Raw genomic sequence first — 24,753 nt, 5'->3', positions numbered from 1 at the left:
GTTCTGCGGTAGAAATTATAATTCATCCAATCCTTTTATAAATGCGTGATGATCAATTTGCTCTATCCAGCTAGTTAAACTAGTTTCTATCCCGCATGCCAACACTAAATTACCCCCTTATCTGCCACGGCTCTCAGAAGGCGACTCCCCAAACTCCTCCCGGTAAACCCGCGAAAAATAGGCCGGCTCCTTGTAGCCATACCGATAGGCAATCTCCGCGATCGTAAGCTCCGTATCCAGAATATCACTTTTGGCCTTAGTCAGCCTTACTTTTCGGATAAATAGGCTCGGCGAATGGCCGGTCAATGATTTCAATTTTCGGAACAACTGGGTCCGACTCAGGTGAAGCTGGCTGGCCAACTCTTCTACGGAAAACGCCTCGTCCCCCAGTTTTGACTCGATTGCCGTAACGACCGATTGTACGAAAGTATCCGTTCGTTCACTCGCTGGTTCCACTGAGAAGTCTCCCGCAAAGTATTTCTCCCTTAGTTTTCGCCTACTGGTAATTAACCGCTCCACCGTTGCGATGAGTTCCTCCCGGCGGAAGGGCTTCGTCAGGTAGGCATCCGTTCCCGCTTCCAACCCCTCCAGGCGGGATTTGCTACCAGCTCTGGCCGTAAGCAGGACGATGGGAATATGGTCGGTGACGGGATTTTCCCGAATGGCGGCCGCAAGCTCCAAGCCAGACTTACCGGGCATGAGCAGATCAGACAACACCAGATCTGGCTGGTGTTTATGGCATAGCTCCCAGGCCGACTCCCCATTGGTCGCGGTCAATAAGCGGTAATCCTGGTCTAAGCAATAGACGATGTAGTCAAGTACCTCCGGGTGGTCTTCAGCGACGAGAAGTAGCGGAAGCTTATCCTTATTAATATCCAAAACAGGCTCCGCCTGCGCCGCAGGCGCATGCTGCCCTTTTGCCGGAATGCCTACGGTAAAAACGGCCCCTTTCCCCGGCGCACTCGCTACCGAAATGCGGCCGCCCATCAGGGCAACGAGCTCGCTGGCCAGGGCCAGGCCTAATCCGGTGCCCGTTGATGCTACCTCTTCACGGGTGAACGGCTCGAAGAGCCGGCGCTGAAAGTCGGGGTGAATCCCCCGGCCATTGTCCTTCACCACTACACAAAGCTCCTCCTCCCGCAACTGAATATCAAGGGTAATCTCTCCTCCTTCCTGGGTAAATTTTATGGCATTGGCCAGCAGGTTACCCGTTATCTTTTGCCAGGCATCTTCGTCGAAAGCGAAGAAGTAGCGTTCCACCGACGTATGGAAACGTAAGCCGATACCTTTTGCTTCGGCCAGGGTGGAGAAAGAATGGAATAGGTACTTGTGAAAGGCAACAATATCTCCTGATTGCTGGCGCAGGCGGTAGCCCTCGGCACGAAGGCTGGCCATTTCCAGGATTTGGCCCACTTGCCCATTCAAGTGATTGGTCTGTTGATCGATCAGTCCCAGTTGTTGCTCCTGATCAGCAGCAGGATCGTTTCGGGACCGGTCAACGGCTCCCGCAATCACCGTGAGCGGGGTTCTGAATTCATGGGCTATTCGTTGGAACCAGCTCAATTTTTCCTGCGCCAGGGCTTCAATCCGTTTGCCCTCGGCCTCGGCCAGGCGGCGGCGCAATTGTGTCCGGTAAAGAAATAGCAATAGGCCAATGGCCAGGAAGAGATAGCTGGCTTTGGCCAGCAGTGTCTGGTACCACGGCGGGATGACGCTCAGATAAATCGGAGGATGCTTCACGCGCCATCCTTCCTCCGTATGGCTGGCCTCCACTAATAGTTGGTAGTCTCCCTGGGGGAGATTACTTAAGGTTAACTGGCCGTCAGCTTGCGGTGGCAGCCATGCTGCGTGAAAGCCCGCCAATTTGAAGTGATAGCGAACCGCCTCGGGCTCCGTGTAAGTGGGCGTCGAGAAAGACCAGCTGATCGTGTGCTGATCGGGGGAAAGTTTAAGGGGGTTATCTTTTTGTCTGCCCAGGTAAGGAAATCGATTTTCGGAGGTGGAATCTCTTCCGATGAGGCGGGTGCTGATCCAGATGAGGGAGGGGGCTGCCGCCTCGCCTTCTAACGAAATTTCCGCTGGGTTAAACGCCTGCAGGCCATCCTGCCCACCCATCCAAATCGTTCCGTCTTCTTCCTGGAATACCGAACTGATTAGCATGGTGTTTCCTACCAGGCCATCCGTAGCGATAAAGTGGCGGAACTTCTCCGTTACCGGATCAAAATGCATGATGCCGTGGCTGATGGTTCCCATCCAGAGGTCCCCTTCTTTGGTACTTGCTATCGACAAGATTTTATCGTCGGGCATTTCATTACTCCGGAGGTAACGTTCAAAACGCTGCTTTCCGGGCTCAAAACGGTTCAGGCCGCCATCCGTAGCTACCCAAATGGTGCCATCACCACCCTGATGAATTTGCAGAATCAAGCTTGAACTAATGCTGGTTCTGTCTGCTGGATCGTACTTAAAATTTTCGAATTCGGGCGACTGCTCCAGGGGAAGCCGACTAAGGTTCTTCGTCCGTAGCAATCCTCCATTCATGGTTCCCAGCCAGAGGTTATCCTCCTGGTCGATGATCATATCAAGAATCCCGGCATCCACCGGCTCTCCAGCTACTTTGGGTTGCAAATTAGTGATTTGATTCGTTTTTGGGTCATAGACGGAGAGGGTCATCCAGGTAGCGATCCAAATGCGTCCGGACCGATCTTCGACGATCCGCCAGTTGCTTCCTTCCGAGAGACTTCCTTCCGGACGAAAGGTTTCCTCCTTTTCTCCCGTCCGGGCGTTGAAGCGGATCAATTGCTGGTTGCCGTTGCGCTCCCAGACAGCGTAAATCATTCTATCCTGAGCCCGGTGCAGCGCCAGGTAGTAGTTGCCGGAGATCAGTCGGGGGCGTTCCTGAGCGCCTCGCTCCCACCGAAAAAGGCCGCTTGGGAGAGCCAGCCAAACGGTACTATCGTCCACCAATACCTCCCGAACGCCGGGCAATTTACCAGCGGCCTTACGCAGGGAATCATCGTAAAATCTCGGTGAATTGCGCAGTTGGAATATGCCCCGGTTCGTTCCCCACCACATCGTCCCCTCCCGATCAAAGAAAACCTCGTGGACCTCACATCCCCGGCCTTTCTCGCCGAGGACGACGGACAGGTCATATTTTTTCCAGTTGGCCAGGTCGGGAGAAAAAGACCAGACCTCTTTACCCGTCGCGAGCCAGATTTCGCCGTCGGGGCTTTGCTCAAAACGCGGCCAGATAAAGGCGTTTTCCGCGTAAGTAATGGGTTGCTTCCAGAAAGAGGAGGACCAGTTTCCGTCCTTTTGGACTAAGAGCCGGACGGAGTTGGCGTCAACGAAAATAAGGCTATCGGGGCTAAGCAGGTGAAGATCGTAAGCTTTGTGATCGGCAATTTTTCGTTGGCGGGCATCTTCGGGGAGCAGTTCCCACAATCCCTTGATCCCGGCACCGTAAAGTCTCCCTTCCCGGTCTTCGGCAATGCCGTAAGACCGGTCTCCAGCAATAATTACGGGGCTTTGGTCGCTGGGAGGGAGGAAAGCAAGGTCTTTGATAAAGCTGACCCATTTGCGTCCGGCCTGATCGCGAAAAAATTCTCCAACGACATCCCGGTCTGGCCAACCGGATTGGGTGGCGGGCGCGAAGCGCTCCCGGCGCGTATCCATCATCACCAGGCCCTTGCCAAGGGTGCCCAACCAGAGCGTATCCGGAGAGACGGCTAAGAGGCGTCTGGTCCAGTTAGCTTGTGGCCCCGCATCGTCTCCAGGTCGGTAAGTGTAAGGGGTGAAGGTTTTACCATCGAATCGGTTAATACCGTACTGGGTGGCGATCCAAAGGAAGCCCGCCGCGTCTTGCTCTATGTCAGCAATCCATTCATTGGACAAACCATCAGCAACCCCGTAATGGCGGATGGCATAATCTTCGGAGGATTGGGCAAGCAGCACCCTGCCCGTCATCATCACCAGGCCTATGACCAAAATTCGATACAACAGGCGCAACAGGAAATGAGGATAACGGGTTTGCATTTATTGATTATCGGGGGGACTAAAATAAAGGTACGATTTGGAGAGGAATAGTGTGGTATGGTAATGCATTGGGGTGTATAGTACAAACTGCACAGGCCTAAGTCGTCCAACGGCTCCTGAGTTAGTATCTGGTGGCAATTTGTTATGCATACATGAATAAGCAAGGATTTCCTCCCACTGCCCTCTTGTCCCTTTGCCCCGCACCTGCGGCCGCGCCCTGGAAAAGGGAAGGAGGCAGCATTCTCCTATGTGCTTTAGGTGACTTCTGCCCCAAAAATTATTCGGATAGCCCCCTTCAAACAAGGACTCTATGACCACCACCCACCGGGTACTCCAACAACAACCATCCCAATTCCCGACGAATAATCCCCCCCACAAAATCCCGTTCCCGCCACCAGGGATGTGGTAAACTTAGCCGTTCGTCCTCAAAACGAAGATCCCGCAAAAAGATCAGGTCCAAGTCACAGGTCCGTGGGCCCCAGTGTTCCTTTCTTTGCCGGCCAAGTTCCGATTCGATACTTTGTACAACATCCAACAGGTGGTGCAACCCGACCGATAAAGTGGAAGTATTGGCAAGCCGGTTGTCCAGCTCTTCCTTTAGCACCACCACCACGACCTGGTTTAGAAAATCCGGCTGATCAGTTCTTCCCCAGGCCGGTGTTTCCTGCAGGGAAGACACTGCGTGCAGTGGTCCGATCCGATCCTGAATAAGCTGACGGGCAGTGGCCAGGGTGGCTTCCCGGTCACCGAGGTTCGCCCCGAGGGCAATGGTTAAGTGCATTTGCTGAGGTAATTTGATGGTTCCTCCGTTTATCCGCCGTGATTGGCGTATAATTGCCGCCAGCCAAATTACTAAAATTCGTACCGTGTTACCCAATTTCATCGCAATCGAAGGCAACATCGGTGCAGGCAAGACCACCCTCGCCTCCAGACTGGCCGCAGACCAGAACCGCCGGCTGATCCTGGAGGAATTCAGTGACAACCCCTTTTTGCCTCCGTTCTACCGGGAACCCGAACGCTACGCCTTCCCCGTCGAACTCTTCTTTATGGCCGAACGGCACAAGCAGTTGCAGTCGGAACTGGCCCAAACGGATCTTTTCACCAATGGTGTCATCGCCGATTACATTTTCGTAAAAACCCTCCTTTTTGCCCGTAATACCCTGCCCGAAGATGAATTCCGGCTTTTCTCCCGACTCTTCAAGGTAATGGATGCCGGCTTTCCCAATCCGGAATTAATCGTTTACCTCCATCGCCCCGTCGAGGCCCTGCAGGCCAATATCGCTAAGCGAGGTCGGGAATACGAGAAAGAAATTAAGGACGAATACCTAGCCAGCGTTCAGGCAGCCTACTTCAATTACTTTGGTAGCCAGAAAGAACAAGCGGTGCTCGTCCTGGAGCTGGGAGATAAGAATTTTTCCGATGACGAAGACCTTTACCAGCGGATGGTCACTTTGATGCAGGCGGAGTACCCGGTGGGGATGACTTCGGTGGCTTTGTAAGAATTTGTTAACCACTAAGGCATTAAGTACACTAAGGACTGCACTAAGAAGAGGCTTACTTCGGAGTAACCATTAAAATCATTCAGGCATTAAGCATGATGCTAAGGAAAGGCTTTCGAATCGCTGACTTTTACAGGTTGCGCGGATTAACGCAAATACGGCGAGTTACCTCTGTCCGTCCCTCTGTGCCGTCCTCTGTGAGAGCCCTACGAGCGCAGCGAGCTTCCCCCCCGCGGTAGCCTACAAGACCATAAGACCACAAGACTACCAGACTAAGCCACCACTCCCGTACAAGAGCTCCCCGCCCCCGCCGTACACCCATAACAATGCTGGTTCATAACGATGTTTCGCTTCCGCAGTTCGTCGGCGTCGAAGGTGGTGAGATGCTGGCCTTTGGCCGCCACTTTCAGGTCGAGCATCTGGTTGAAATCGCAGTCGTAGAGAAAGCCATCCCAGCTGACGGAAACGGTATTCCGGCACATCAGGCTTTCTACCGTCGACGGGTTGTAGGCGTCTACCAGTTTCTGCATGTACTCCTCGTAGTTGCCCGTTTCGATCAGGTAATCGAGAAAACGGCTGACGGGCAGGTTGGTGATAGCATACAGCTCGTTGAAAACGATGCCGAACTTCCGGTCGAGCTGCCGTTTGAATTCTGCCTGCAGTTCTTCCTGCTTACCTGGCAGGTAAGCGCCGCTGGGGTTGAAGACCAGGTCCAGCACCAGGCCAGAGCCGGGCTGGCCGTAGCCTACTTCGTTGAGCAGCTGAAGGGCTTTGATCGAGTCTTCAAATACGCCGTCGCCCCGCTGACCATCGGTCCGCTTTTTACTGAAATACGGGAGGCTGGAGACCACGTGTACCTTATGCTTAGCCAAAAATTCGGGCAGGTCCCGGTATTTCGGATTGGCCATGATGATGGTCAGGTTACACCGGTCGATGACTCGCTTACCGAGCTTCGTACATTCTTCCACGAACCAACGGAAACCGGGGTGCATCTCCGGCGCACCGCCGGTGATGTCAACTACCTGGATGGTAGGTGTAGCTGCGATCAGTTCCACGCATTTTTCCAGGTCCGCCATGCTCATGTTTTCGGCCTTCTTATCCGGGCCGGCATCCACGTGGCAGTGGGCGCAGGTCTGGTTACAGAGTTTACCGATGTTGAGCTGAAAGATTTCAATTTCTGTGGGCTTGAACGGTTGATGCCCCAGGGTGGCGAGCTTGTCGCTGAACCGGGGAAATTTCGCGTCGGAGATGTCCTTTCCGTTCAGCACGTTGAGTTGCACGAAGGTGCTGCTCAGGCGGGAGCCGGTGACGGAGAGGGACTTTGTTTTTTGCTTAATTGCCATTTTGGTTGCGGGTTGCGGGTTGCGGGTTGCAGGTTACAAGGCACTGATACTCTTGGGAGCCAGCAACTTGCAACCTGTAACCTGCAACCTGATTACATCGTTACTTTATCGACCTGGCGCTGCATTTGCCGCGCGTAGATCAGGGTGGTGCCGGCCTTTACGGCAGCGGCGACGTGGACGGCCTCCATCATCTGCTCTTCATCGGCACCGGCCTGGAGGCTGTTGGTCGTGTAGGCATCGATGCAGTACGAGCACTGGATGGCGTGGCTGACGGCCAGGGCGATGAGGGCTTTTTCGCGCGCACTGAGCGCGGTATCGCCTTCGGTCACACCGCTGTACCAATCGAAGAATTTGTTGCCCATGTCCTCCTGCCATTCAACGATCTTGCCGAACGATTTGAGGTCTTTAGGGTCGGAATAACTGTTCATTGGTGATTGCTTATTGGTGATTTCGCCCAGGTTCATTTTTTGCTTGAGGGCTGTTTTTCCGGGCGCGGCCGCAGGTGCAGGGGAAGTTGAAAAAGCAGGGGCGGCTTCCGCCTTTATCACCGCCGCATTCAACGGGATGCCCTCGCGGCTTTCCTCGGCCGGGGGCATAATCTCAGTATTGTCCCAGATTCCGGTAGTCAGCGTAGCCGCATAGGATACGGGCAACCGCCGATCGTCGATCATCTTGGACTTCGCCGCGCGGTGGTCGTAGGTCAGGGGGTGAAAGTCGTAATCAAAGCCCTCAGCATCATTGAGGACCATGAACCAGGTACGGGGGGTGCCGTCGTTGGCGGGCATGCCGATTACGCCGGCGTTTAGCCAAAGGTAGGTTGCAGGGTCGCTACGCTCCTGTTGCATAAGCTCACTTCGTTCGCGTTGCAGAGGTTGCAGGTCGCTACGCTCGTGTTGCAGGGGTTCCAGGTTGGTTGCAGGTTGCAGGTCGTTGGAACGCGCAGCGTTCCCAGGTGCCCCTCCTCCGCGGGGAGGAGATGGGGTTTCTTGCTCCGTCAGTTCGTGTGCAAACGGCAACCCACAATGCCCTCCAACAACTACGGCTGCACCTGCGTCCGCGCAAAATTGTGCTTTCTTTTCTGCTGAAGTAGATCGCCAGACGAATTCCGACTGGTTTTCCGGAGAGCCGTGCAACACCACCACTTTTCGGCCCGCGTAGGTAAAACGCAGCATATCTGGCAGCTCCGCCATGAAGGCAAGATTGGCCTGGCTGACGTGCTTAGCTGCATAGTTGTACCACAGTTTGGCGAACATATCGCACCGCGAACCGTCGCCGAAGCCACAGCCGCAATCATCCGTTCCATTTACCAGACTGGTTTCCACGTTGCCGGCAATGGCGTGGCATTGCCACGCGGCCAGTAGATCCAGGCATTCCTGCGGCTCGGCGCAGTAGCCCGGCGTATCCCCGGTACAGATCACATTGCCCGGCGGGATGCCCCGCCGCTCCGCCTCCGCCCGGACCGCCACGAGGGCATCCAGGTTAGAGTAAGCACCACCAAAAATCAGGACGGGACCGGTCAGGGCCCCGAGGTTACGTTCGTTCATCATACTTCGTCGTGCATAGATACGACGTAGAGCACCTAATGGTTTAGCAGGTGAGCCCGGAAAGTGGGATGTGTCGGGAAGGGACGTTGGGATTAAGCCCGACAACCAGATAACATGGCAACCCTACACCCCCTTTACCCCAAAGACTTCACCAATTCCCATCCCTCCGACCAGTGCCCGTACCCGTCAGCACTGCTGATGTGGCCGGCCTGGCCAATGTTGACCAGTTGTGCGCCCCAATTGTCCGCAAACGCTGCAGCCCGCTGCGGGCTGACCCAGGGATCGTCTTCGCTGGACACCACAATGGCCGGAAAAGGAAGTTTTGCCGTCGGCACGGGGACAAAGCCTTCGGATTTGAAGGTTTGGTACTGTGGTGTTGTCGGATCGCTGGGTGCCACTAATAGTGCACCTTTAATTGACCGTTGGTATTTAGCTGCCCAGTGGGCGACGGCGAGGCATCCAATGCTGTGGGCTACCAGAACGACGGTAGCTGGATCGTGAGCAACAACGGCTGCATCCACGTTAGCGATCCAATCATCGCATACTGGCTCTTCCCATTCTGCCTGCTGAATCCGGTGAAAATTTTCACTGATCCGCTCAAAGCGGCTTTGCCAGTGTTCGGGGCCGGAATTGCCGAGGCCTGGAATGATTAAGTAGTTGATCATGTGTAAAGCTGCTACGCGTTTAGTTCTTATCTTCTTTGGCTTCCATAATTTGTCGGGCAATCTTCTCCCCGATCTCCTGGCCCCAGGCTGAGCCAACTGTCATGCTTTCCTGCAGTAGTTGAGGTTGCTTGGCCACGATTTGTTGGGTGAGTGGCGATTGCAAATAAGCAATCTGGTGGTCCAGTTCTTCTTCAGTATAGTGATCGAGATATAAGGTCACCATCCGGCCCAGCAGGTCGTCAAAAGCAGTGGACTTTGCCTCCTCCGAAAACTTCTTCCAAAAATCATCTGGTACGCCTTCCATCATGGCAGGGTTTTGCTTATAAGTGGTAAGCATACCATCTAGTGCGGTTTCGAACTGGGCTTTAGCGCCAGAGAGTTCCAGGAGTTGTTCTACCTTTTGGTTGAGGACGGTGTCTTGGGCAGAAAGGGAACTAAGGCTAAATAGAAGTAAGAACAGGATGTTGTATTTCATCGGGTGAAGATAAGGCTACTCCTTCACACACTTCGTCCCCCGGCCTGCCCGCAGGGCAAGAAGGTCCCCAATCACTACCTCCCCTACCCCTGCGGCTACCGCCGCAAACGCATTGTCCAGTTTCGGGATCATACCGCCGGCGATGGTGCCATCAGCTTTGTAGCTGGCATAGGTATCGGGTGTCAGGGTCGGTATCCAGGAACCTGGGTCTTTGATGTCTTTCATTACGCCGGGAAACTCGAAGCAGTAGCGGAGAGAGACGGTTTCGTCGGGGCTCATGGCCGCGAGTGTCTTCGCCGTTTCGTTGGCGATGGTGTCGGCGTTGGTGTTCAGCAATTGCCCCTTCCCATCGTGGGTGATGGGGCAAAGTACTGGGTTCAGTCCGAGATCCAGCAAGGTTTTCAGTAAAGGTCCGTTAGCCCCCAGCACGTCGCCGGCGAAACCGTAGTCAATAGTTTTTACCGGGCGTTTTTCGGCAAGGACGGCGTTGCCGTCCGCACCGCTGAGGCCAATGGCGTTGCAGCCACGGGCCTGGAGGTCGGCCACAACCTGTTTGTTGAGGAGCCCGGCGTAGACCATAGTAACGATTTCCAGGGTGGGTGCGTCGGTGATTCGCCGACCGTCTACCATTTTCGGTTGTCGCCCCATTTCGGAGAGGACCTCGCTGGCCTTACGGCCGCCACCGTGGACCAGGATAGCGGGCTCCGGGAGGGAGGCGAAGTAGTCCAATGCGTCGGAGAGGGCCGTGGGAGTATTTAGTATGTTTCCGCCGATTTTCAGGATAATCATGCGCTAATTTAAGGGTTGGGGGGATTTAACCACTAAGGCATTAAGGGCACTAAGTAGCTACACTAAGAAAGGGGGCATTGGAGTAACCATTCAGGGCATTCAGGCATTAAGAAGGGCCCTGCAATGTGGCAGGTTAAAGGTAACCACTAAGGCATTAAGGGCACTAAGTAGCTACACTAAGAAAGGGGCATTGGAGTAACCATTCAGGGCATTCAGGCATTAAGAAGGGCTCTGCAATGTGGCAGGTTAAAGGTAACCACTAAGGCATTAAGGGCACTAAGTAGCTACACTAAGAAAGGGGTATTGGAGTAACCATTCAGGGCAGCTTTTAGCTAAGATTAGGTTTCAGGCCAACAAGCGTAGCGAACCTCTAAACGTTAGTAGTAGCAAACAACCGCCGCAACCGGTACTTCCCCGACGTATGTGTGGCGGTGATCAGCAATCCGCCCATAATGGCGAGGTTCTTCATAAAAATGATGCTTTGCAGGCGGTAGAGGTCACTTCCCGATTCCTCCACCCAAAAGTTGTGGACGATAAAGGTCAGCGGAATCCAGTAGACCATTAACAGGATGGCACCTAAGCGCATCCGGTAGCCCAGCAGAATGGTCAGGGCACCGAAGAAGAGCAGAAAAATGGCACCATAGAGGAAAAAATCCTGGTTCCAGGTGAGGCCATAAATCTTCATGGCATTCTTATTGAGGCTTTCGTAAGCAAAGTAATCGTAGGCTTCAAAAAAGAAGATAAAAGATAGCAGAATGCGGCCTAGTAAATCAAAAATGTCTTTCATTGGTACAAAGGTAGGCACTCCTTAAGTCAAATTTCACCACATGATGGGCGGCGGTGTTGAAGTTACCATAAAGAACCTAAAGAATTAAGGGCTGCACTAAGTATTTTTTGGTGACGTGACCACAACTTAAGCTTAGTTTCTTAGTGTCTTAGTGGAAAAAAATGCCTGCCAGTAGGACACTCAGCACTTCAGCCCATCTTTCTGCCCATTCCTCGCGTTACCTTTGCCAAATACTCCCCAACAGAAACCATGAATAAGCTATTCTCCCTCCTGGCCCTAACGGCCATTGCTCTTTTCGCCGCCTGTAGCCCCAAGACTACTGCGGTTGCTACGGCAACTTCCCCTGCACCTGCGGCCGCGCAAAAGTTCGGTCCTACCGCACAAGATACTTTCCTGCTCTGGAGCATAAACGGCCCGGGCGTAGCGAATGAGAGCTATCTTTTCGGCACCATTCACATCATACCTGAAGAGGACTATTTCCTGCCCAGGGGCCTGGTTAAATCCCTGAACGATGCCGACGAAGTGATCTTCGAAATCGATCCCCGCCAAATGTCTGACCCAGGTATGCTGATGGGCCTGCTCACCAAAATCAACATGCGGGGTGACACCAGCCTTGAGGACCTGCTCCCTAAGGAACAATACGATGAAGTAGAAGCCTATTTCACCAAAATGGGTATGCCGTTTTTCCTTTTTAAGCGCATGAAGCCCCTGTTTTTATCTGCGATGGTCGGCCAGGACATGGAAGCCCTGAAGAACGGCGGCGGCCTCAGCTCTGGAGGCACCAAAAGCTACGAACTGGAACTAACCGAATTGGCCGAAGCCGGCGAAAAGGCCATTGGCGGCCTTGAAACCATGGAGTTTCAGCTCGGCCTCTTTGACGCGATCCCCTATACTGCGCAGGCAAAAATGTTGTTCCAATCCGTCGTTTCGGACCAAGGCGAAGATGCCAGCTCCGGGATAAGTGAAATGGATAAGGTAGTCGGCCTGTACAAACGTAAAGCCATTGCGGAGATGGCCGCGTCTTTTACCCAGGAAAGCTCGGGCGTTGCCGAATTCGAAGAATTACTGCTGACCAAACGGAACGAGAACTGGGTACCACAAATCATGGCCAAGATCAAGGCCAATAGCGCCCAGCCGAAGCTTTTTGCCGTAGGTGCCGGCCACCTGGGCGGTGAGAAAGGAGTCATCTCCTTACTCCGCCAGGAAGGCCTGACGGTTGAACCGGTACGATAGTTTTTACGATCTTTCCAGCCCAACTTGGATTCATATGCGTATTGCTGTTCTCTATCTTTTTCTCCCGCTACTGCTTGGCGTTTTTTCCAATTTAACCGCTCAGGTTAGTGGAGATTCTCTGCTAAAGGTAGCGATGGGAATTCCCGAAGTGGACGATAGAGACCAGTATTTCGCCAAAATGCTTAAGGAAATTGACCTGAATACGGTCTCTAATCTTGAGAAGATTTTTGCGTATCGGTTAGAGGAATCCAAGCAGTTCCAAACGCTAGACATACAGGTGGAGCGGATGATCGATCTCGCTAAAGAATATGTTATTATCGGAAAAGTAGCTTTAGCCGATTCACTGGCTTCGGCTTATCTTCAACGGGCTGACGAAGTATCTCCGCAGGCAAAAGTGTCGCTATACATGGCGGTTGGTGACATCAATACCTGGCAACAGGATTATTCGCAAGCCATCTATTATGATAGTTTAGGACTATCCTTAATTGAGGAATATAATTTACCCCTCACCAAGTCGTACGTTAAGTACCTGCACCAATACGGTGATGCCCTGTCTTTCAGCGGAAATTTTGTGAAGGGTGCTCAAGTACTCGACGATGCCCTGGAAGCTTTCGAGGTAGTTCCTACGGACTCAAGCAAACTGTTGGAGATTTACCGTTCTATTGGCATTCTTTACAGTCAGATTGGGCTATACGATAAAGCCGTCGATTATCTTGACCTCCACAAAAAATTCGGGTCCCTGGTTAAACCCATTGATCACACACTTTTGGAAGTGAATATTGGCAGGAATCTGCTGCTAAAGAAAGATTATCCGGCGGCACTTAAGCGCTACCGGTCGGCAAGAACAATAGAACTGCCCCAGGGCCAGCTGCCAATGCTCCCGATATACATTTATAATGGGTTAGTGGAAGGGCATTATCAATTGGCCAATAAAGATTCCGTAAACCATTACTTTAATCAGCTCCAGGGCGCTTTTTCCGAAATGGGAAGCCCTGATTTCCTGCGTTTCCTCTATCGGCAATCTGCCTGGCTGAACAACCTGGTCAATGGCAATTATGCGGAAGCAGAGAGAGATGGGCGCTTACTCTACGAAGAATCCATCGCCAAAAATGATGTTGCCGAACAAGTCATGTACAGCGAGTTCTTATCGGATACCTATCGGGCCAGGGGAGATTACCAACTGGCAGAGCAGTTTACCCGCAAGTTCATGAACCTTAAGGACAGCATCCAGTCCGTCAACCGGAACAACGTGCTGTTGCTGTATTACAACCAATTTGAAACGGAAGAGAAAGAAAAGGAAATTATCCTGCTTGATCAGCAGCGGGAACTTGCAGAATCCAAACGACGTCAATATGCAATTATCGCCGGATTACTGGGGCTGTTCCTCGCAGGTGGCATCTTTTTTTACCTGAAATTAGGAACAGCCAGAAAAACACTTTTCGCGCAAAACCAGGAACTCGAAGCCCTCAACCATACCAAAAACCGGTTCTTCAGCATTATCGCGCACGACCTACATAATCCGATCATCGCGCTGGCCGGTGCTGATCGACAGCTGGAACATCAATTAGCGCAAAAAAACGACGCGCAGGTAAAAAAGACCGTAGGGCTCATCAGCCAAACTGCTAACCAGCTTCGAGGTTTATTAGACAACCTATTGGCCTGGGCACTGGGCCAGTCAGGAGCCATTGAACTAAAAAAAGCCCCCCACCCGTTGAAGGCGTTCGTCAGTAAAAACCTAAGCCTTTATGGCGGGGCGGCAAATGCTAATGGCATTAGCCTTGAGAATAATGTCCACCCCGAAACCATGGTGTTTGCCGATGGTAACGCACTACATACCATTTTACGAAACTTCATCTCCAATGCCGTTAAATACAGTAATGATGGTGGTACCATTGAGGTTTCTCACACCCGTGCAGAAGGAGAAGACATCATATCCGTTAAAGACAGCGGCACCGGGATTTCCAAAGCAGCACAGGAGCAATTATTCAGCCTTCATCGACGCCTGAAATCCGGAACGCGAGAAGAACCCGGCACTGGCCTGGGGCTCATCCTTTGCAAAGAACTCGCAGAATTGCACGGTGGCCGGGTAGTTCTCGAGAGCACTTCGGGCGAAGGAACTATTGCTAAGGTTTATTTGCCGGATAAGGTCGAGTAGTCAGGGCGTCGGGTTATCCCGGGTATCCACACCCCGACAACCCGACTACCCGACTACCTAATACTCCCCCGCTGCCGCCGTTCCCGCGCACCAGCCCCCTTCTCGAATCGGTACTGAAAATTCAGGCTTCCCCGCCAGCGCGTCCACTGGTTTTTCTCGGTTTCCGTAAACGTAGGCAATGTATTCGTCGAAGCTTGTATCCTGGGCCCACTCAGGTTAGCCGTTATCGTGAATTTGTTATTCCACTGCTTACTCAGTCCCATACGCAGGTAATACTGCGCAGCACGGACAGACTGTACCGTCTTGAACGGAGCATCATAATACACAACGGCCTGAAAGGAGATGTCTTTCGGCAGATCGATATTGGAGCGCAGTGACCCCGACCAGGTTGCAAAATCAAAATCAAAGCTTCTGCCCTCCACTTCCCCACGCTGCTGGTAACCGTAGTAGTTTACTTCGCCAGACAGGTTAATGCTTTCGGTAGGCCGGTAATTCACGTTGACCTCCAGGCCATAGCGGTTTTCCCGGTCCAGGTTCACCGGAAGTACGGTGATGGTGCCGGTTTCAAGGCCAAACGGATTATCTGCGGATTGATCAATCACAAAAGCAAAGAAGTCAACTGCCGTGGATGCATAAATAGCCGGGTTAATGGTAAGTTTTTCCCAACGACGGATCAGGTTCCACTCCAGGCGATCCGTGTAAGTTGGGTTTAGATCGGGGTTCCCCCGAAAGATCGAGTTCGGATCTCCGATGCCGCCGAAAGGATTCAACAAACCAAAAGAAGGACGCTGGATGCGCTTACTGAAACTCAGTTGCGTGCTGGTTCCGTCCGAGATTTTGAAACTGGCGCTGGCGGATGGGAATAGCCGGTTGTAAGGCTTAGTCACGTCGTTTTCAGGGGAGGCTTCGTTCTCTACCCGCACGACCGTGTACTCATTCCGCAGGCCAACCTGGAAACTGAGGGCATCTTTGTTCCAGGCATATTGCAAATACCCAGACCCGATCCGTTCGTAATAATCAAAGTTGTTCTGAAACCCGGGAAGCGCACTCCAGGTACCAGCCTCATTGCGCTCGGCGAGGTAATCACTGTAAATGATTCGGGTTTCTCCACGAAAGCCTGCTTCCAGCTTACCGTTTTTTCCGGCCGGGCTTTCATAGTCTGCCTGGAGCAGGTAGTCACGGCTACCTTCCAGGCTTTCCGTACGGTACCGCAGGTTTTGTGCCATGGTCGGGAAAGATTCATCAAAGGTGATGTCTTCGTATTCAGGCTCCGTCCAGAAATCGTTTTGAGCAAAAAATGTCAGCTTCTCGCCTTCCTTTTTCAGGGTTTTAGTGTAAGTAAGCTCGATGGTTTGATACTTACCGGGTTCCAGAAAATCCAGCGTTTGACGGGTCCTTTGGAGCGGAGCGCCGTTGTCATCGGTGTAGTCAAAATCAATCGTCGCCAGGTCATCGTTGATCACGTCATACAGAGAGTAAGACGCGGTGATCATGTCGGTCGGACTCATGTTATAATCAAAGCCAGCGAAACCGGTAACGTTCTTATCGTTTCGGTCCTGCAAACGATCCTGTTGCAGGTTGGTAGCGCCTCCGTTCAGCGTGCTGCGGCGAAATAAGTCGCCCGTTCCCTGGTAATCGGAATAGCGGTAGCCGACACTGCCAAACGCATTGAATTTTTCCCGACGTATGTTCAGATTAAGGTTGGCGCGCAGGTCTTTGGGGTAGCCCGCTGAAAAACTGGCGGTACCGCCGTAGCCTCTTTGCTGACTTTTTTTCAGGATAATGTTGATGATGCCGGCCGTACCGGAGGCTTCGTATTTTGCAGAAGGATTGGTGATGAGCTCTACCTTTTCTATACTTTCGGCGGGAATACCGTCCAGCGCATTATTATTGGCAATGGCAGAAGGTCGGCCGTTGATCAGGATCCGCACCCCGCTGTTTCCACGCAGGCTTACCTGACCGTCAACGCTTACCGTAACGGAGGGCAGTTGGTCCAGCACTTCATTGGCCGAGCCGCCGGCGGAGGTCAAGTCGGTTCCGACGTTAAACACTTTCTTGTCCAGCAAAAGATTCATTTGCGTCTTATTGGCGGTCACCTCCACCGCGTCAAGCGTCAGGCCGTCGGGAGACATTTCGATAACGCCCAGATCCGTTTTCCGGATCAACTCAATAGGCATTTGGTAGGTAGTAAAGCCAAGAAACTCGAATTGCAGGCGGTAAGTACCGGTGGGAAGATTCAGTTCAAACATTCCTTGCTCGTTGGTTACCGTTCCATCGACCAGGGTGCTGTCCGCTTCAAATACGGAAACGGTGGCGTACTCCAGTGGCACCTTAGCATCAGTTATGATGGTTCCGGTTAAGGATACTTTCAAATCAGGTAAAGCAGTGGCTAAAAGGTTGCCGGCGCAGGCCAGCAAACCCAGTAAAATCAGGGTACGCATTTGGGTTAAATTTTGGGCCGTTTGGCCAGGTAAATAAACGTTGGGCAGCTGCGGTCAGTCCGCTTCGCTGAAGGGGTTGAGGTTATTGGTTGGAGATTATTAGAAGTGAGATTAGGTAGTACGTCAGTGTTTTTTTTGGCGCGGCCGCAGGTGCCGTGAAAGGGTTAAAGGAGCAAAGGGGAAACCGCCTCTCCCACAGCTCCTCTCCCCCGGAGAGGGGTGACCCAAGCATTCATGCTTTTAGGTAAAAAGAGGATATACGGACTTAAATTCAAGCCTGAAATGACATTCTCATACCAGCAGAGCCGTCTCCCCTCTCCCAGGGAAGAGGGTCGGGGGGAGAGGTGCACGACCGAAGCTAGCAGAACCGTGCGGTAGCACTACCTACTCCCACTACCTGGCAAAGCGCGCGCTACCGCAAAGCAGTAATAATATCCGGGTTACCGATCTCTTTAGCCAGGCTTCTTGCCGAAAGACCGCCACCCGCAACAAGGTTTTTGTTAGCACCAGCTTTAAGCAGCAGTTGTACCAATGCCAGCCTATTAGATTCGACCGCCTCCATCAACGGCGTCCAGCCGCTGACGTCGTATTGCATGTCAAACCGAGACGCCAGTTCTTCCTTCCGTAAGTTTTCCGACTCCCGCCACGATATTTCCCGGGGGCTGTTGTAGCGGGCCTTGCGGCAGGTTGCATTCACGTTGGCGCCACCGTCCAACAAAGCCGATACAGCAGTAGCGTCGGTCTGTGTCAAGGCTACCATCAGGGCCCCGGGCCCCTGGTAATCGGCGACGGAGCCCCCACCACCGGGCACAGCCCGGTAGTAAAAATCCGTATCCCGGTAATCGCAGCCCTTTTCCAGGTTGGCTTTGTTGCGAGCCAGTAAACGGATGGCTTCCAGGTGCCCTTCCCTTGCCGCCAGAAAGACGGGAGGACAACCACTGCCGGCGTTCGGATCAGCGCCCTGCTCCAATAAATAGCGGAGACTTCCCAGATGACCATCCCGTGCTGGCACTTCTAAAGGAGAAGTCCCGTTATGCTCAACGCCCGTTACGTTTCCCCCGGCATCGTTGAGCAGGCGTAGGATTTCAGGGTAGTTGTCCCGCAGCGAAATGTCTTTCGCTGAAAGGTCATTCCCATCTTTCAGATTGGGGTCTGCTCCTAATTCGAGCAGGAGGTCAACGGTGGAAAAGTTATTGTGCTGTACCGCCATCGTCAGTGGTGTGTATCCTTCGGCGTCCCGCTTGTTGATATCGGCACCGCCCTTTACTAATTGGCCAGTATGAACATTGTAGTTATGGAAAGAAGCCTCGGTGAGCGGTGTCCGCCCGTTTCGGCCAATTCCGTCTACGTTGGCTCCTCCGCTGATCAGCAGGTCAATTTTGTAGTTCTCCCCCTTCCGTACGGCCGACACCAGTGGTTCGCCAGAAGAACTACCGTTACGGTTTGGGATGTTGGCCTCATTAGCTTCGTTCGCCGCATTAACCTCGTTCTCATCATCACCAAAGGAATCATAATGAGAGCTGGTACCATCGTCAAAAACATCGTGATGGGAGCTCGTACCACCGTCGGAGGAGTCGAAGTAAAAACCATGATCATCGTCCACGGTAATGCGAACATTTCCATTTCCATTCACTTCCATCCGGCTGGAGGTAGCTCCTGCCTGGGTCAACAGTCTGATTACCTTCCCGTCCGGGCCGTTGGTCGTGGTTGTGATGGTTGCATTTTCTCCAGGCTTAATATTAGCGTGGCGAAGTTCATCATCTGTGGCGTCGATAAGTTCGTCGATGGCCATGTCCAGAGCAGTATGACCGTTTCTGTCCCGGGCGTTAGCCACGGCACCATTAGCCAATAATAACCTGACCATATCATCATCTCCCTCCTTGGCGGCATAGTGTAGCGGGGTACGCCCGCTATGATCGCCTACGTTAGCAGTACCACCGTTTTCCAAAAGCATTTCCACGACGCTTAATTTCCCTTCATGTGCGGCGTAGTGGATGGGCGTTCTCCCATCCTGATCTGCGGCAGCCACAGCCGCGCCGTTGGCGCGCAGCAGGCGGATGACTTCCAGTTTGCCCTCTTCGGCAGCGTAGGCGAGCGGACCTCGGCCTTCATTATCCCCTTTATTGGGGTCAGCCCCTTTCTCCAGCAAATACCTCACCACCTCAGTCTTACCCTCGGCTGCAGCGTAGTGGAGCGCTGCTCTTCCATCCTCATCCCCTGCACCTGCGTCCGCGCCGCCCTCAATCAGGCTTTTCACAATGTTCAATTGGCCCTCTTCGGCCGCCTGGTGAAGTGGTGTAGTAGTGCGCCCAAGGCCGGAAAGATCGGCGCCCTTACCGACCAGCATCCGCAAGATATCGGGATGTCCTTCGGAGGCGGCCATATCCGCAGCAGACCGTGAAGTACCCGGCAGATCCGTTTTTGCACCGGCTCCCAGCAGTACCCGTGCACTGGCGGTGGCCCCTTCGTCAGCCGCTTCGATTAAAGCCGTCCATCCACGTCGGTTCACGTAGTTGACGTCGGCTCCGGCATTGATCAGTAACCGGACAATCCGGACGTGGTCTTCGCTGGCAGCCACCATCAGGGGAGTCCAGCCATTTCGGTCGGTCTGATTTACGTTGACGTTCTTAGACAGGAAGTACTTTACCAGGTCATAGTTACCGTCGTCTATCGCCTCCATCAGGAAAGGAAATTCCAGGCTGTCTGGCAATGCTGCCAGCGCCCCGTTCGCAACTTTTTTTCCATCCGTTGCCGCCCAGTCCATATAAGCCAAAGCAGCTCCGGAGTCCTCCCTTTCCTCTTCATCAGAAACACGCCTGGTGTTCAGGGCATCCGTTGTTGTCGCGGGCATTTCTGCATTTTCGATGCCAACGGCGCTGGCTATTACATCCTCTTCTGGTGAGGTCTCCATTTCCGTCTCCACCGGTTCCGGCTCCAATACTTGAGCCTGGTCTCCATCTGATGCCGCCACGGCAGTTCCAAGCGCTGCGACCAGAATGAGTGCCGTTACCAGCCCCTCTCCGTAGGTAGCACCATTGAGGTAACCGGAGACCAATCGTCGGATACGGTAATTGAAACCACCTGCCTCTTTGCCCCTAAAAGCCATTGTCAGCACCCCATCCCTCTTCAGTTCTTCCTCCTTCATCCGTAGAAGGGTTTTAGCATAACCTACGGCTTCGCCAGTTACGTCAATCGCCAGGTCATCACAACAGTGCTCCCGCTCTTCATTAATGCGTGCCGACATCCACCAGGTGGCCGGGTGGAAAAAGAAAAGTGTGCACAGCAGGGTCTGAACCAAGTTGACCATAAAATCATTGCGCTTTACGTGCGCTAATTCATGCGCCAGGATGGTTACTACCTGAGATGCTTTTAACTCCGCCAGTAGGCCGGGGGGAAAGAGCACGACGGGGTTCAACCAGCCCAACGTGAGCGGAGAGTTTACCCGAAAGGACGTCAGGTACCGAACGGGGCGGCTAATGTTCAAACGTGTTTCCAGCTCCTGAATCTGTACCGCCCATTTCGCTGGAAACCGTTCGGTTCCGTAGTTTTTTAGTCGTTGGACATAGGCCAACTGGCCTAAAAACCTGAGTTGCAGTACCAGTACCCCCATCAACCAGAGGGTTACGATCAGCGGAAGGTGGTGGTTGTAATAGTTGACAAAACGCTCACGGAAACTGGCCGAAACAATGGGAGCCGGAGCCACACTGGTTAGGTTCGGCTTATGTTTGGCAGCTATTGGAAGAGCGCTATCGGCGACCTCTGGTTGTACTTCAGGCTGACTGGCTGGTAAAACGACGCTTACGGCCTCCGATGTACCAACGTAAAGTTGGTAGAAGGAAAGTGAAGCAGTAAGGAAAAAGGCGCATAACATGCCGATGGCTACATTATAGCGGGCCCTGGCGCTGAATTTTCGCAGCAGGACGAGTAATAAACCGAGCGCTACGGCAAACAAGGCACCTTGCCAAAGGGAATGAACGAGCGTCCACCCCAGGGCGTGGATGAGTTCGGGGGAAAAAAATTGCTCGATCATTGGTCTTCGTTTTCGATTTTATTGATCAATGCCTTCAACTCCTCCAAATCTTCTTTTGAGGTACGGTAGTTACCCAAGGCGCGCATCGCCAGTGCTTTGGCAGAACCGCCGAAGGCACGGTTCATGAAGCTGTCGAGCAGACGATCCTGGGTGTCTACCCGGGCGATGATGGCCCGGTAAATGTGTTTACGCCCCTGGCTCTCCCGGTCAAGAAAACCACGTTCCATCATTACCTGCATCGTTTTCAGGATGGTGGTGTACACCACTTCCTTCTCTTCACTCAGTTTTTCATGAATCGTCTTGACCGGTAAAGGCCCTTTATCCCAGAGAATGGCCAGGATGGCCAACTCAGAAGCGGTAGGTTGCTGTTTTTTATCTTTACTCATGTTAGGCTTGGTTGTGGATTATGAAAAGTTGCAGGGTCGCTGCGCTAAGGTTGCAAGAGTTACGGGCTGCGAAGCGGGTCGCTGCAACCCCTGCAACGTGAGCGAAGCGAACAGTCTACAACAGGAGCGAAGCGACCCTATTACGATTTCTCTCGTAACAAATGTACGAGCGCAGTCGTAGTTGCGCAAGTCTTTACTACGATTTCTATCGTAATAGATGAATTAAGGCCTGTTTCGTTGATCAATTCAGGGTTTTCAGGCGCGGCCGCAGGTGCTCAAATAAGACAACCGGCAGCATTTCGGTCAGGACCGGTGGATTTTTTGACTACATTGTCTTTGAATTAACTCGGGTAACTTTTTAGGCTTATGAAACAGGTGTTTAAACTCTCTACACGCAACAGCCGTTTGCTGATGCCTCTACTTGTTTTATTGGTTAATTTATTTGCGCCAACAGCTTTTGTTTCAGCACAAAACGAAGATTGTGTTGATTCACAAATTGTGTGCGATGGCAGCCCAATAAATTTCCAGCCATCTGGAATCGGAATCGACGATTTTGCGGGGGGAACAAACCAAGGCTGCCTGGCTACCGGGGAACGTTTCTCCGCTTGGTACTTTTTTGAGATGAATGCCCAAACACCACCTAATACTATTCTGACGTTTGTTATAACGCCTAATGGTACTGGTTCAACTGGCAGGGATTATGACTTTGCCGTATGGGGGCCAACTACGGCTGCGAATCCGATGGAATGTGGCAACCTGGGCAATCCTATTCGCTGTTCCTATTCAGGAACTCAAGCACCTACCGGGCTTTCCACTACCGCAACAAGCAATAATTTAGGCCTTTTTGTCCGCGCACTTACGGTCAATCCAGGGGAAGGGTACTGGCTACTGATAGATAATTTCTCCGTAAGCTCTAACGGTTTCGACCTTGTTTGGAATGGTGCAGGCCAATACCTGAATTGTGCAGAAGATCCGGTATGCGGTGCCGCCATTGTAGACCCTGGTGGCTTGGCAGGGAATTACCCTAACAACAATTTAGTGGAGTACAGCGTCTGCCCTGACAACCCTGGGGATGTTGTATCCATCTACTTCTCAAAATACGAAGTTGATTGTGGTGATGCGATCACTATTTACAATGGGCCAAGTGATGCGGACCCATTGCTTGCTAACCTTTGTGGCGCTGATGCCGATGTAACGTACACGTCTACCCATCCCTCCGGGTGTCTATTTTTCCGATTCACCTCAGACGCAGCCGTTACTGCTCTTGGCTGGGTTGGCGAAATCATTTGTGAGTCAAGCTGTATCGCAGATTGCACGGATACCCGGGATTTGGCCTGTGATGACGGAGACCCCTGCACCGAAAACGATATGGAGACACTGGACTGCGACGACAGTGTCTGTATCCCCTGTGCCGGTACGCCGGTAGCGGCTTGTGCGCAAACCACGGCCGCTCCCTGTGACGACGGCGACCCTTGTACAGAAAATGACCTGGAGGAAACGGATGATTGTACCGGACTGGTCTGTGTGCCCTGCATGGGTACGCCGCTCCCCGCCTGTGACCAGTCGACCGTGCGACCATGTGACGATGGTGATCCATGTACAGAAAACGACATGGAGGAAATAGACGATTGTACCGGACTGGCCTGTGTGCCATGTGCTGGTACTCCGGTCGCTGCTTGTTCCCAAACTACCGTACAGGCATGTGATGATGGTGATCCTTGTACAGAAAACGACATGGAGGAAGTGGACGATTGTACCGGAACGGCTTGTGTACCGTGTATGGGTACCCCGGTAGCGGCCTGTACTGAAACAACAGTCCAAGCCTGTGATGATGGTGATCCTTGTACCATCAATGACATGGAAGAAATCGACGACTGTGGTGGTGGCGTTTGTGTACCTTGTATGGGTACTCCTGCTCCAGACTGTACCCTGACCACCGTTCGGCCATGTGATGACAACGATCCCTGTACCACCGGAGACATGGAAACCGTAGATGATTGCGACGGCAGTATCTGTATTCCATGTGCTGGCACTCCGACGGATTGTTCTGCCGGCCCAACAACAACCAGGGCTTGTGATGACCTTGACCCTTGTACGATCAACGACAGGGAGACCATCCTGGATTGTGACGGTAGCGTATGTGTGCCCTGCCAGGGTACATTGCTTAATTGTGGTAACGGCCCAACTTCGGTACTTCCATGTGACGATGGCGACCCCTGTACCGATAACGATGTGGAAACCACCCTTGACTGCGACGGCAGCGTATGCATTCCCTGCGCCGGAGTGGTGCTGGACTGCAACAATTCACCAGCTTCCGTACTGCCCTGTGACGATGGTGACCCATGTACCGTCAATGATGTAGAATCCGTACTGGATTGTGACGGATTTACGGTTTGTGTACCCTGTGCGGGCGTTCCTGCTCCGGTCTGCAATACCACCATTAGCCTGCCGTGTGACGACAATGATGGTTGTACCGAAAACGACGAAGAAATCGTTGATGAATGTACCGGAGCAGTTTGTGTGCCTTGCGCCGGGGTACCGGTACCCGCATGTAGTCAGTTCATTCTCCGCGACTGTGATGACGGTGATCCGTGTACCGAATTTGACCTGGAAGAAATAGACGCTTGCTCCGGAGAGATTTGTGTCCCCTGTCTTGGAGTCCCCTTACTGTCTTGTGATCAAACCTTTGAACGCCCGTGTAATGACTTCCAAAACTGTACCATCAACGACGTAGAAGTTATTGACCAGTGCACGGGAGAGGTTTGTATCCCTTGTTCAGGCACGACCGTTGATTGTGATTCCGGACCCACCACCCGCCGAAACTGTGATGATGGCAACCCCAATACCATTGATGACGTTGAAATACGCCTAACCTGCGACAACTCCGTTTGTGTCCCTTGTGCGGGCGTCCCTACAGATTGTGCTTCCAGTGACACCACCGTTCTTCCTTGTGATGATGGCGACCCGTGTACTGAAAACGATGAGGAGACCATTCTTGACACCGATGGCTCCGTCTGTATTCCCTGTACCGGAACGGTAATAGATTGCTCTAATGGCACAACCTCCGTGGTCGCCTGTAATGATGGCAACCCATCTACGATTAATGACGTACAGACCATCCTGGATTGCAATGGCAACGTCTGTGTTCCCTGCATGGGAGAACTGACCGATTGTGCCACCGGCGCTACCACTACCCTTCCCTGTGACGACGGTGATGATTGTACCGAGAACGACATGGAAACCACCCTGGACGCCGACGGTACCGTNTGTGTTCCCTGTGCCGGAACGGTAATCGATTGTTCGAACGGAACCACCTCGGTTGTTACCTGTGATGACGGTAACCCGTCGACAATCAACGACGTGCAAACCATCCT

Annotated in this window: 14 protein-coding genes and 1 pseudogene; 3 read left to right on the top strand and 12 right to left on the bottom strand. The window is 52.8% G+C overall.

The genetic code is table 11. The features are described 5' to 3' along the window. Positions 1-117: 117 nt before the first annotated feature. Entirely contained in the window at positions 118-4,032 is a 3,915-nt protein-coding gene (locus B036_RS0121390) for a hybrid sensor histidine kinase/response regulator transcription factor (protein ID WP_020570783.1), read from the bottom strand. A 295-nt stretch (positions 4,033-4,327) separates the two neighbouring features. Next, positions 4,328-4,813, bottom strand: coding sequence for a 2-amino-4-hydroxy-6-hydroxymethyldihydropteridine diphosphokinase (folK, locus tag B036_RS30460; RefSeq protein ID WP_020570782.1), 486 nt, complete (start codon positions 4,811-4,813; stop codon positions 4,328-4,330). Between the two features lie 85 nt (positions 4,814-4,898). Here folK and B036_RS0121380 point away from each other — a divergent pair, with 85 nt between their 5' ends. Beyond that, on the top strand, positions 4,899-5,531 hold the full coding sequence (locus B036_RS0121380) for a deoxynucleoside kinase (RefSeq protein ID WP_245557497.1): 633 nt from the start codon (positions 4,899-4,901) through the stop codon (positions 5,529-5,531). A 272-nt stretch (positions 5,532-5,803) separates the two neighbouring features. Here B036_RS0121380 and arsS read toward each other — a convergent pair whose 3' ends face one another. The 7 genes and pseudogenes from arsS to B036_RS0121350 form a co-directional block, all read right to left on the bottom strand. Then, positions 5,804-6,874: an arsenosugar biosynthesis radical SAM (seleno)protein ArsS gene (arsS, locus tag B036_RS0121375; protein WP_020570780.1), complete on the bottom strand. Its 1,071-nt coding sequence runs from the start codon at positions 6,872-6,874 to the stop codon at positions 5,804-5,806. A 92-nt stretch (positions 6,875-6,966) separates the two neighbouring features. After that, on the bottom strand, positions 6,967-7,302 hold the full coding sequence (locus B036_RS34640; protein ID WP_406603400.1) for an arsenosugar biosynthesis-associated peroxidase-like protein: 336 nt from the start codon (positions 7,300-7,302) through the stop codon (positions 6,967-6,969). A 603-nt stretch (positions 7,303-7,905) separates the two neighbouring features. Then, positions 7,906-8,418 (bottom strand): annotated as a pseudogene (locus B036_RS34635) (metallophosphoesterase family protein); the annotation flags it as partial. Positions 8,419-8,552: 134 nt separating this feature from the next. Continuing rightward, positions 8,553-9,083 (bottom strand): RBBP9/YdeN family alpha/beta hydrolase, encoded by a 531-nt coding sequence (locus B036_RS0121365; protein ID WP_020570778.1) that lies wholly within the window; start codon positions 9,081-9,083, stop codon positions 8,553-8,555. 19 nt (positions 9,084-9,102) lie between these two features. Next, complete coding sequence (locus B036_RS0121360) at positions 9,103-9,558, bottom strand: DUF2059 domain-containing protein (protein ID WP_020570777.1); 456 nt, start codon at positions 9,556-9,558, stop codon at positions 9,103-9,105. 15 nt (positions 9,559-9,573) lie between these two features. Next, the gene (gene argB / locus B036_RS0121355) at positions 9,574-10,347 is read right to left on the bottom strand and encodes an acetylglutamate kinase (protein WP_020570776.1); all 774 of its coding nucleotides are present in this window, start codon (positions 10,345-10,347) and stop codon (positions 9,574-9,576) included. Between the two features lie 370 nt (positions 10,348-10,717). Further along, complete coding sequence (locus B036_RS0121350) at positions 10,718-11,134, bottom strand: DoxX family protein (protein ID WP_020570775.1); 417 nt, start codon at positions 11,132-11,134, stop codon at positions 10,718-10,720. A 249-nt stretch (positions 11,135-11,383) separates the two neighbouring features. On the opposite strand from B036_RS0121350, the gene B036_RS30450 reads away from it, so the two are divergent. Beyond that, on the top strand, positions 11,384-12,367 hold the full coding sequence (locus B036_RS30450) for a TraB/GumN family protein (protein ID WP_020570774.1): 984 nt from the start codon (positions 11,384-11,386) through the stop codon (positions 12,365-12,367). 34 nt (positions 12,368-12,401) lie between these two features. Continuing rightward, positions 12,402-14,522, top strand: coding sequence for a tetratricopeptide repeat-containing sensor histidine kinase (locus B036_RS32460; protein WP_020570773.1), 2,121 nt, complete (start codon positions 12,402-12,404; stop codon positions 14,520-14,522). Between the two features lie 53 nt (positions 14,523-14,575). Here the strand turns inward: B036_RS32460 and B036_RS0121335 are convergent, their stop codons facing one another. From B036_RS0121335 to B036_RS0121325, 3 genes are all read right to left on the bottom strand, one after another. Next, positions 14,576-16,963, bottom strand: coding sequence for a TonB-dependent receptor domain-containing protein (locus tag B036_RS0121335; protein ID WP_020570772.1), 2,388 nt, complete (start codon positions 16,961-16,963; stop codon positions 14,576-14,578). Between the two features lie 412 nt (positions 16,964-17,375). After that, positions 17,376-20,993 (bottom strand): ankyrin repeat domain-containing protein, encoded by a 3,618-nt coding sequence (locus B036_RS0121330; RefSeq protein WP_020570771.1) that lies wholly within the window; start codon positions 20,991-20,993, stop codon positions 17,376-17,378. Beyond that, positions 20,990-21,379: a BlaI/MecI/CopY family transcriptional regulator gene (locus B036_RS0121325; protein WP_020570770.1), complete on the bottom strand. Its 390-nt coding sequence runs from the start codon at positions 21,377-21,379 to the stop codon at positions 20,990-20,992. Before B036_RS0121325 ends, B036_RS0121330 begins: the two co-directional genes overlap by 4 nt. Positions 21,380-24,753: the final 3,374 nt, after the last annotated feature.

This window comes from Neolewinella persica DSM 23188 (assembly GCF_000373105.1).
In the GTDB taxonomy this organism is placed as follows: Bacteria; Bacteroidota; Bacteroidia; order Chitinophagales; family Saprospiraceae; genus Neolewinella; species Neolewinella persica.
The sequence above is the reverse complement of the archived record's forward strand: the minus strand, read 5'-3'. Positions and strand labels throughout refer to the sequence as shown.

Coding starts and splice junctions, on each gene's coding strand:
- B036_RS0121325 (WP_020570770.1), bottom strand. CDS start 21,379: ATGAGTAAAGATAAAAAACAGCAACCTACCGCTTCTGAGTTGGCCATC.
- B036_RS30450 (WP_020570774.1), top strand. CDS start 11,384: ATGAATAAGCTATTCTCCCTCCTGGCCCTAACGGCCATTGCTCTTTTC.
- folK (WP_020570782.1), bottom strand. CDS start 4,813: ATGCACTTAACCATTGCCCTCGGGGCGAACCTCGGTGACCGGGAAGCC.
- argB (WP_020570776.1), bottom strand. CDS start 10,347: ATGATTATCCTGAAAATCGGCGGAAACATACTAAATACTCCCACGGCC.
- B036_RS32460 (WP_020570773.1), top strand. CDS start 12,402: ATGCGTATTGCTGTTCTCTATCTTTTTCTCCCGCTACTGCTTGGCGTT.
- B036_RS0121330 (WP_020570771.1), bottom strand. CDS start 20,993: ATGATCGAGCAATTTTTTTCCCCCGAACTCATCCACGCCCTGGGGTGG.
- arsS (WP_020570780.1), bottom strand. CDS start 6,874: ATGGCAATTAAGCAAAAAACAAAGTCCCTCTCCGTCACCGGCTCCCGC.
- B036_RS0121335 (WP_020570772.1), bottom strand. CDS start 16,963: ATGCGTACCCTGATTTTACTGGGTTTGCTGGCCTGCGCCGGCAACCTT.
- B036_RS0121390 (WP_020570783.1), bottom strand. CDS start 4,032: ATGCAAACCCGTTATCCTCATTTCCTGTTGCGCCTGTTGTATCGAATT.
- B036_RS0121365 (WP_020570778.1), bottom strand. CDS start 9,083: ATGATCAACTACTTAATCATTCCAGGCCTCGGCAATTCCGGCCCCGAA.
- B036_RS0121350 (WP_020570775.1), bottom strand. CDS start 11,134: ATGAAAGACATTTTTGATTTACTAGGCCGCATTCTGCTATCTTTTATC.
- B036_RS34640 (WP_406603400.1), bottom strand. CDS start 7,302: ATGAACAGTTATTCCGACCCTAAAGACCTCAAATCGTTCGGCAAGATC.
- B036_RS0121360 (WP_020570777.1), bottom strand. CDS start 9,558: ATGAAATACAACATCCTGTTCTTACTTCTATTTAGCCTTAGTTCCCTT.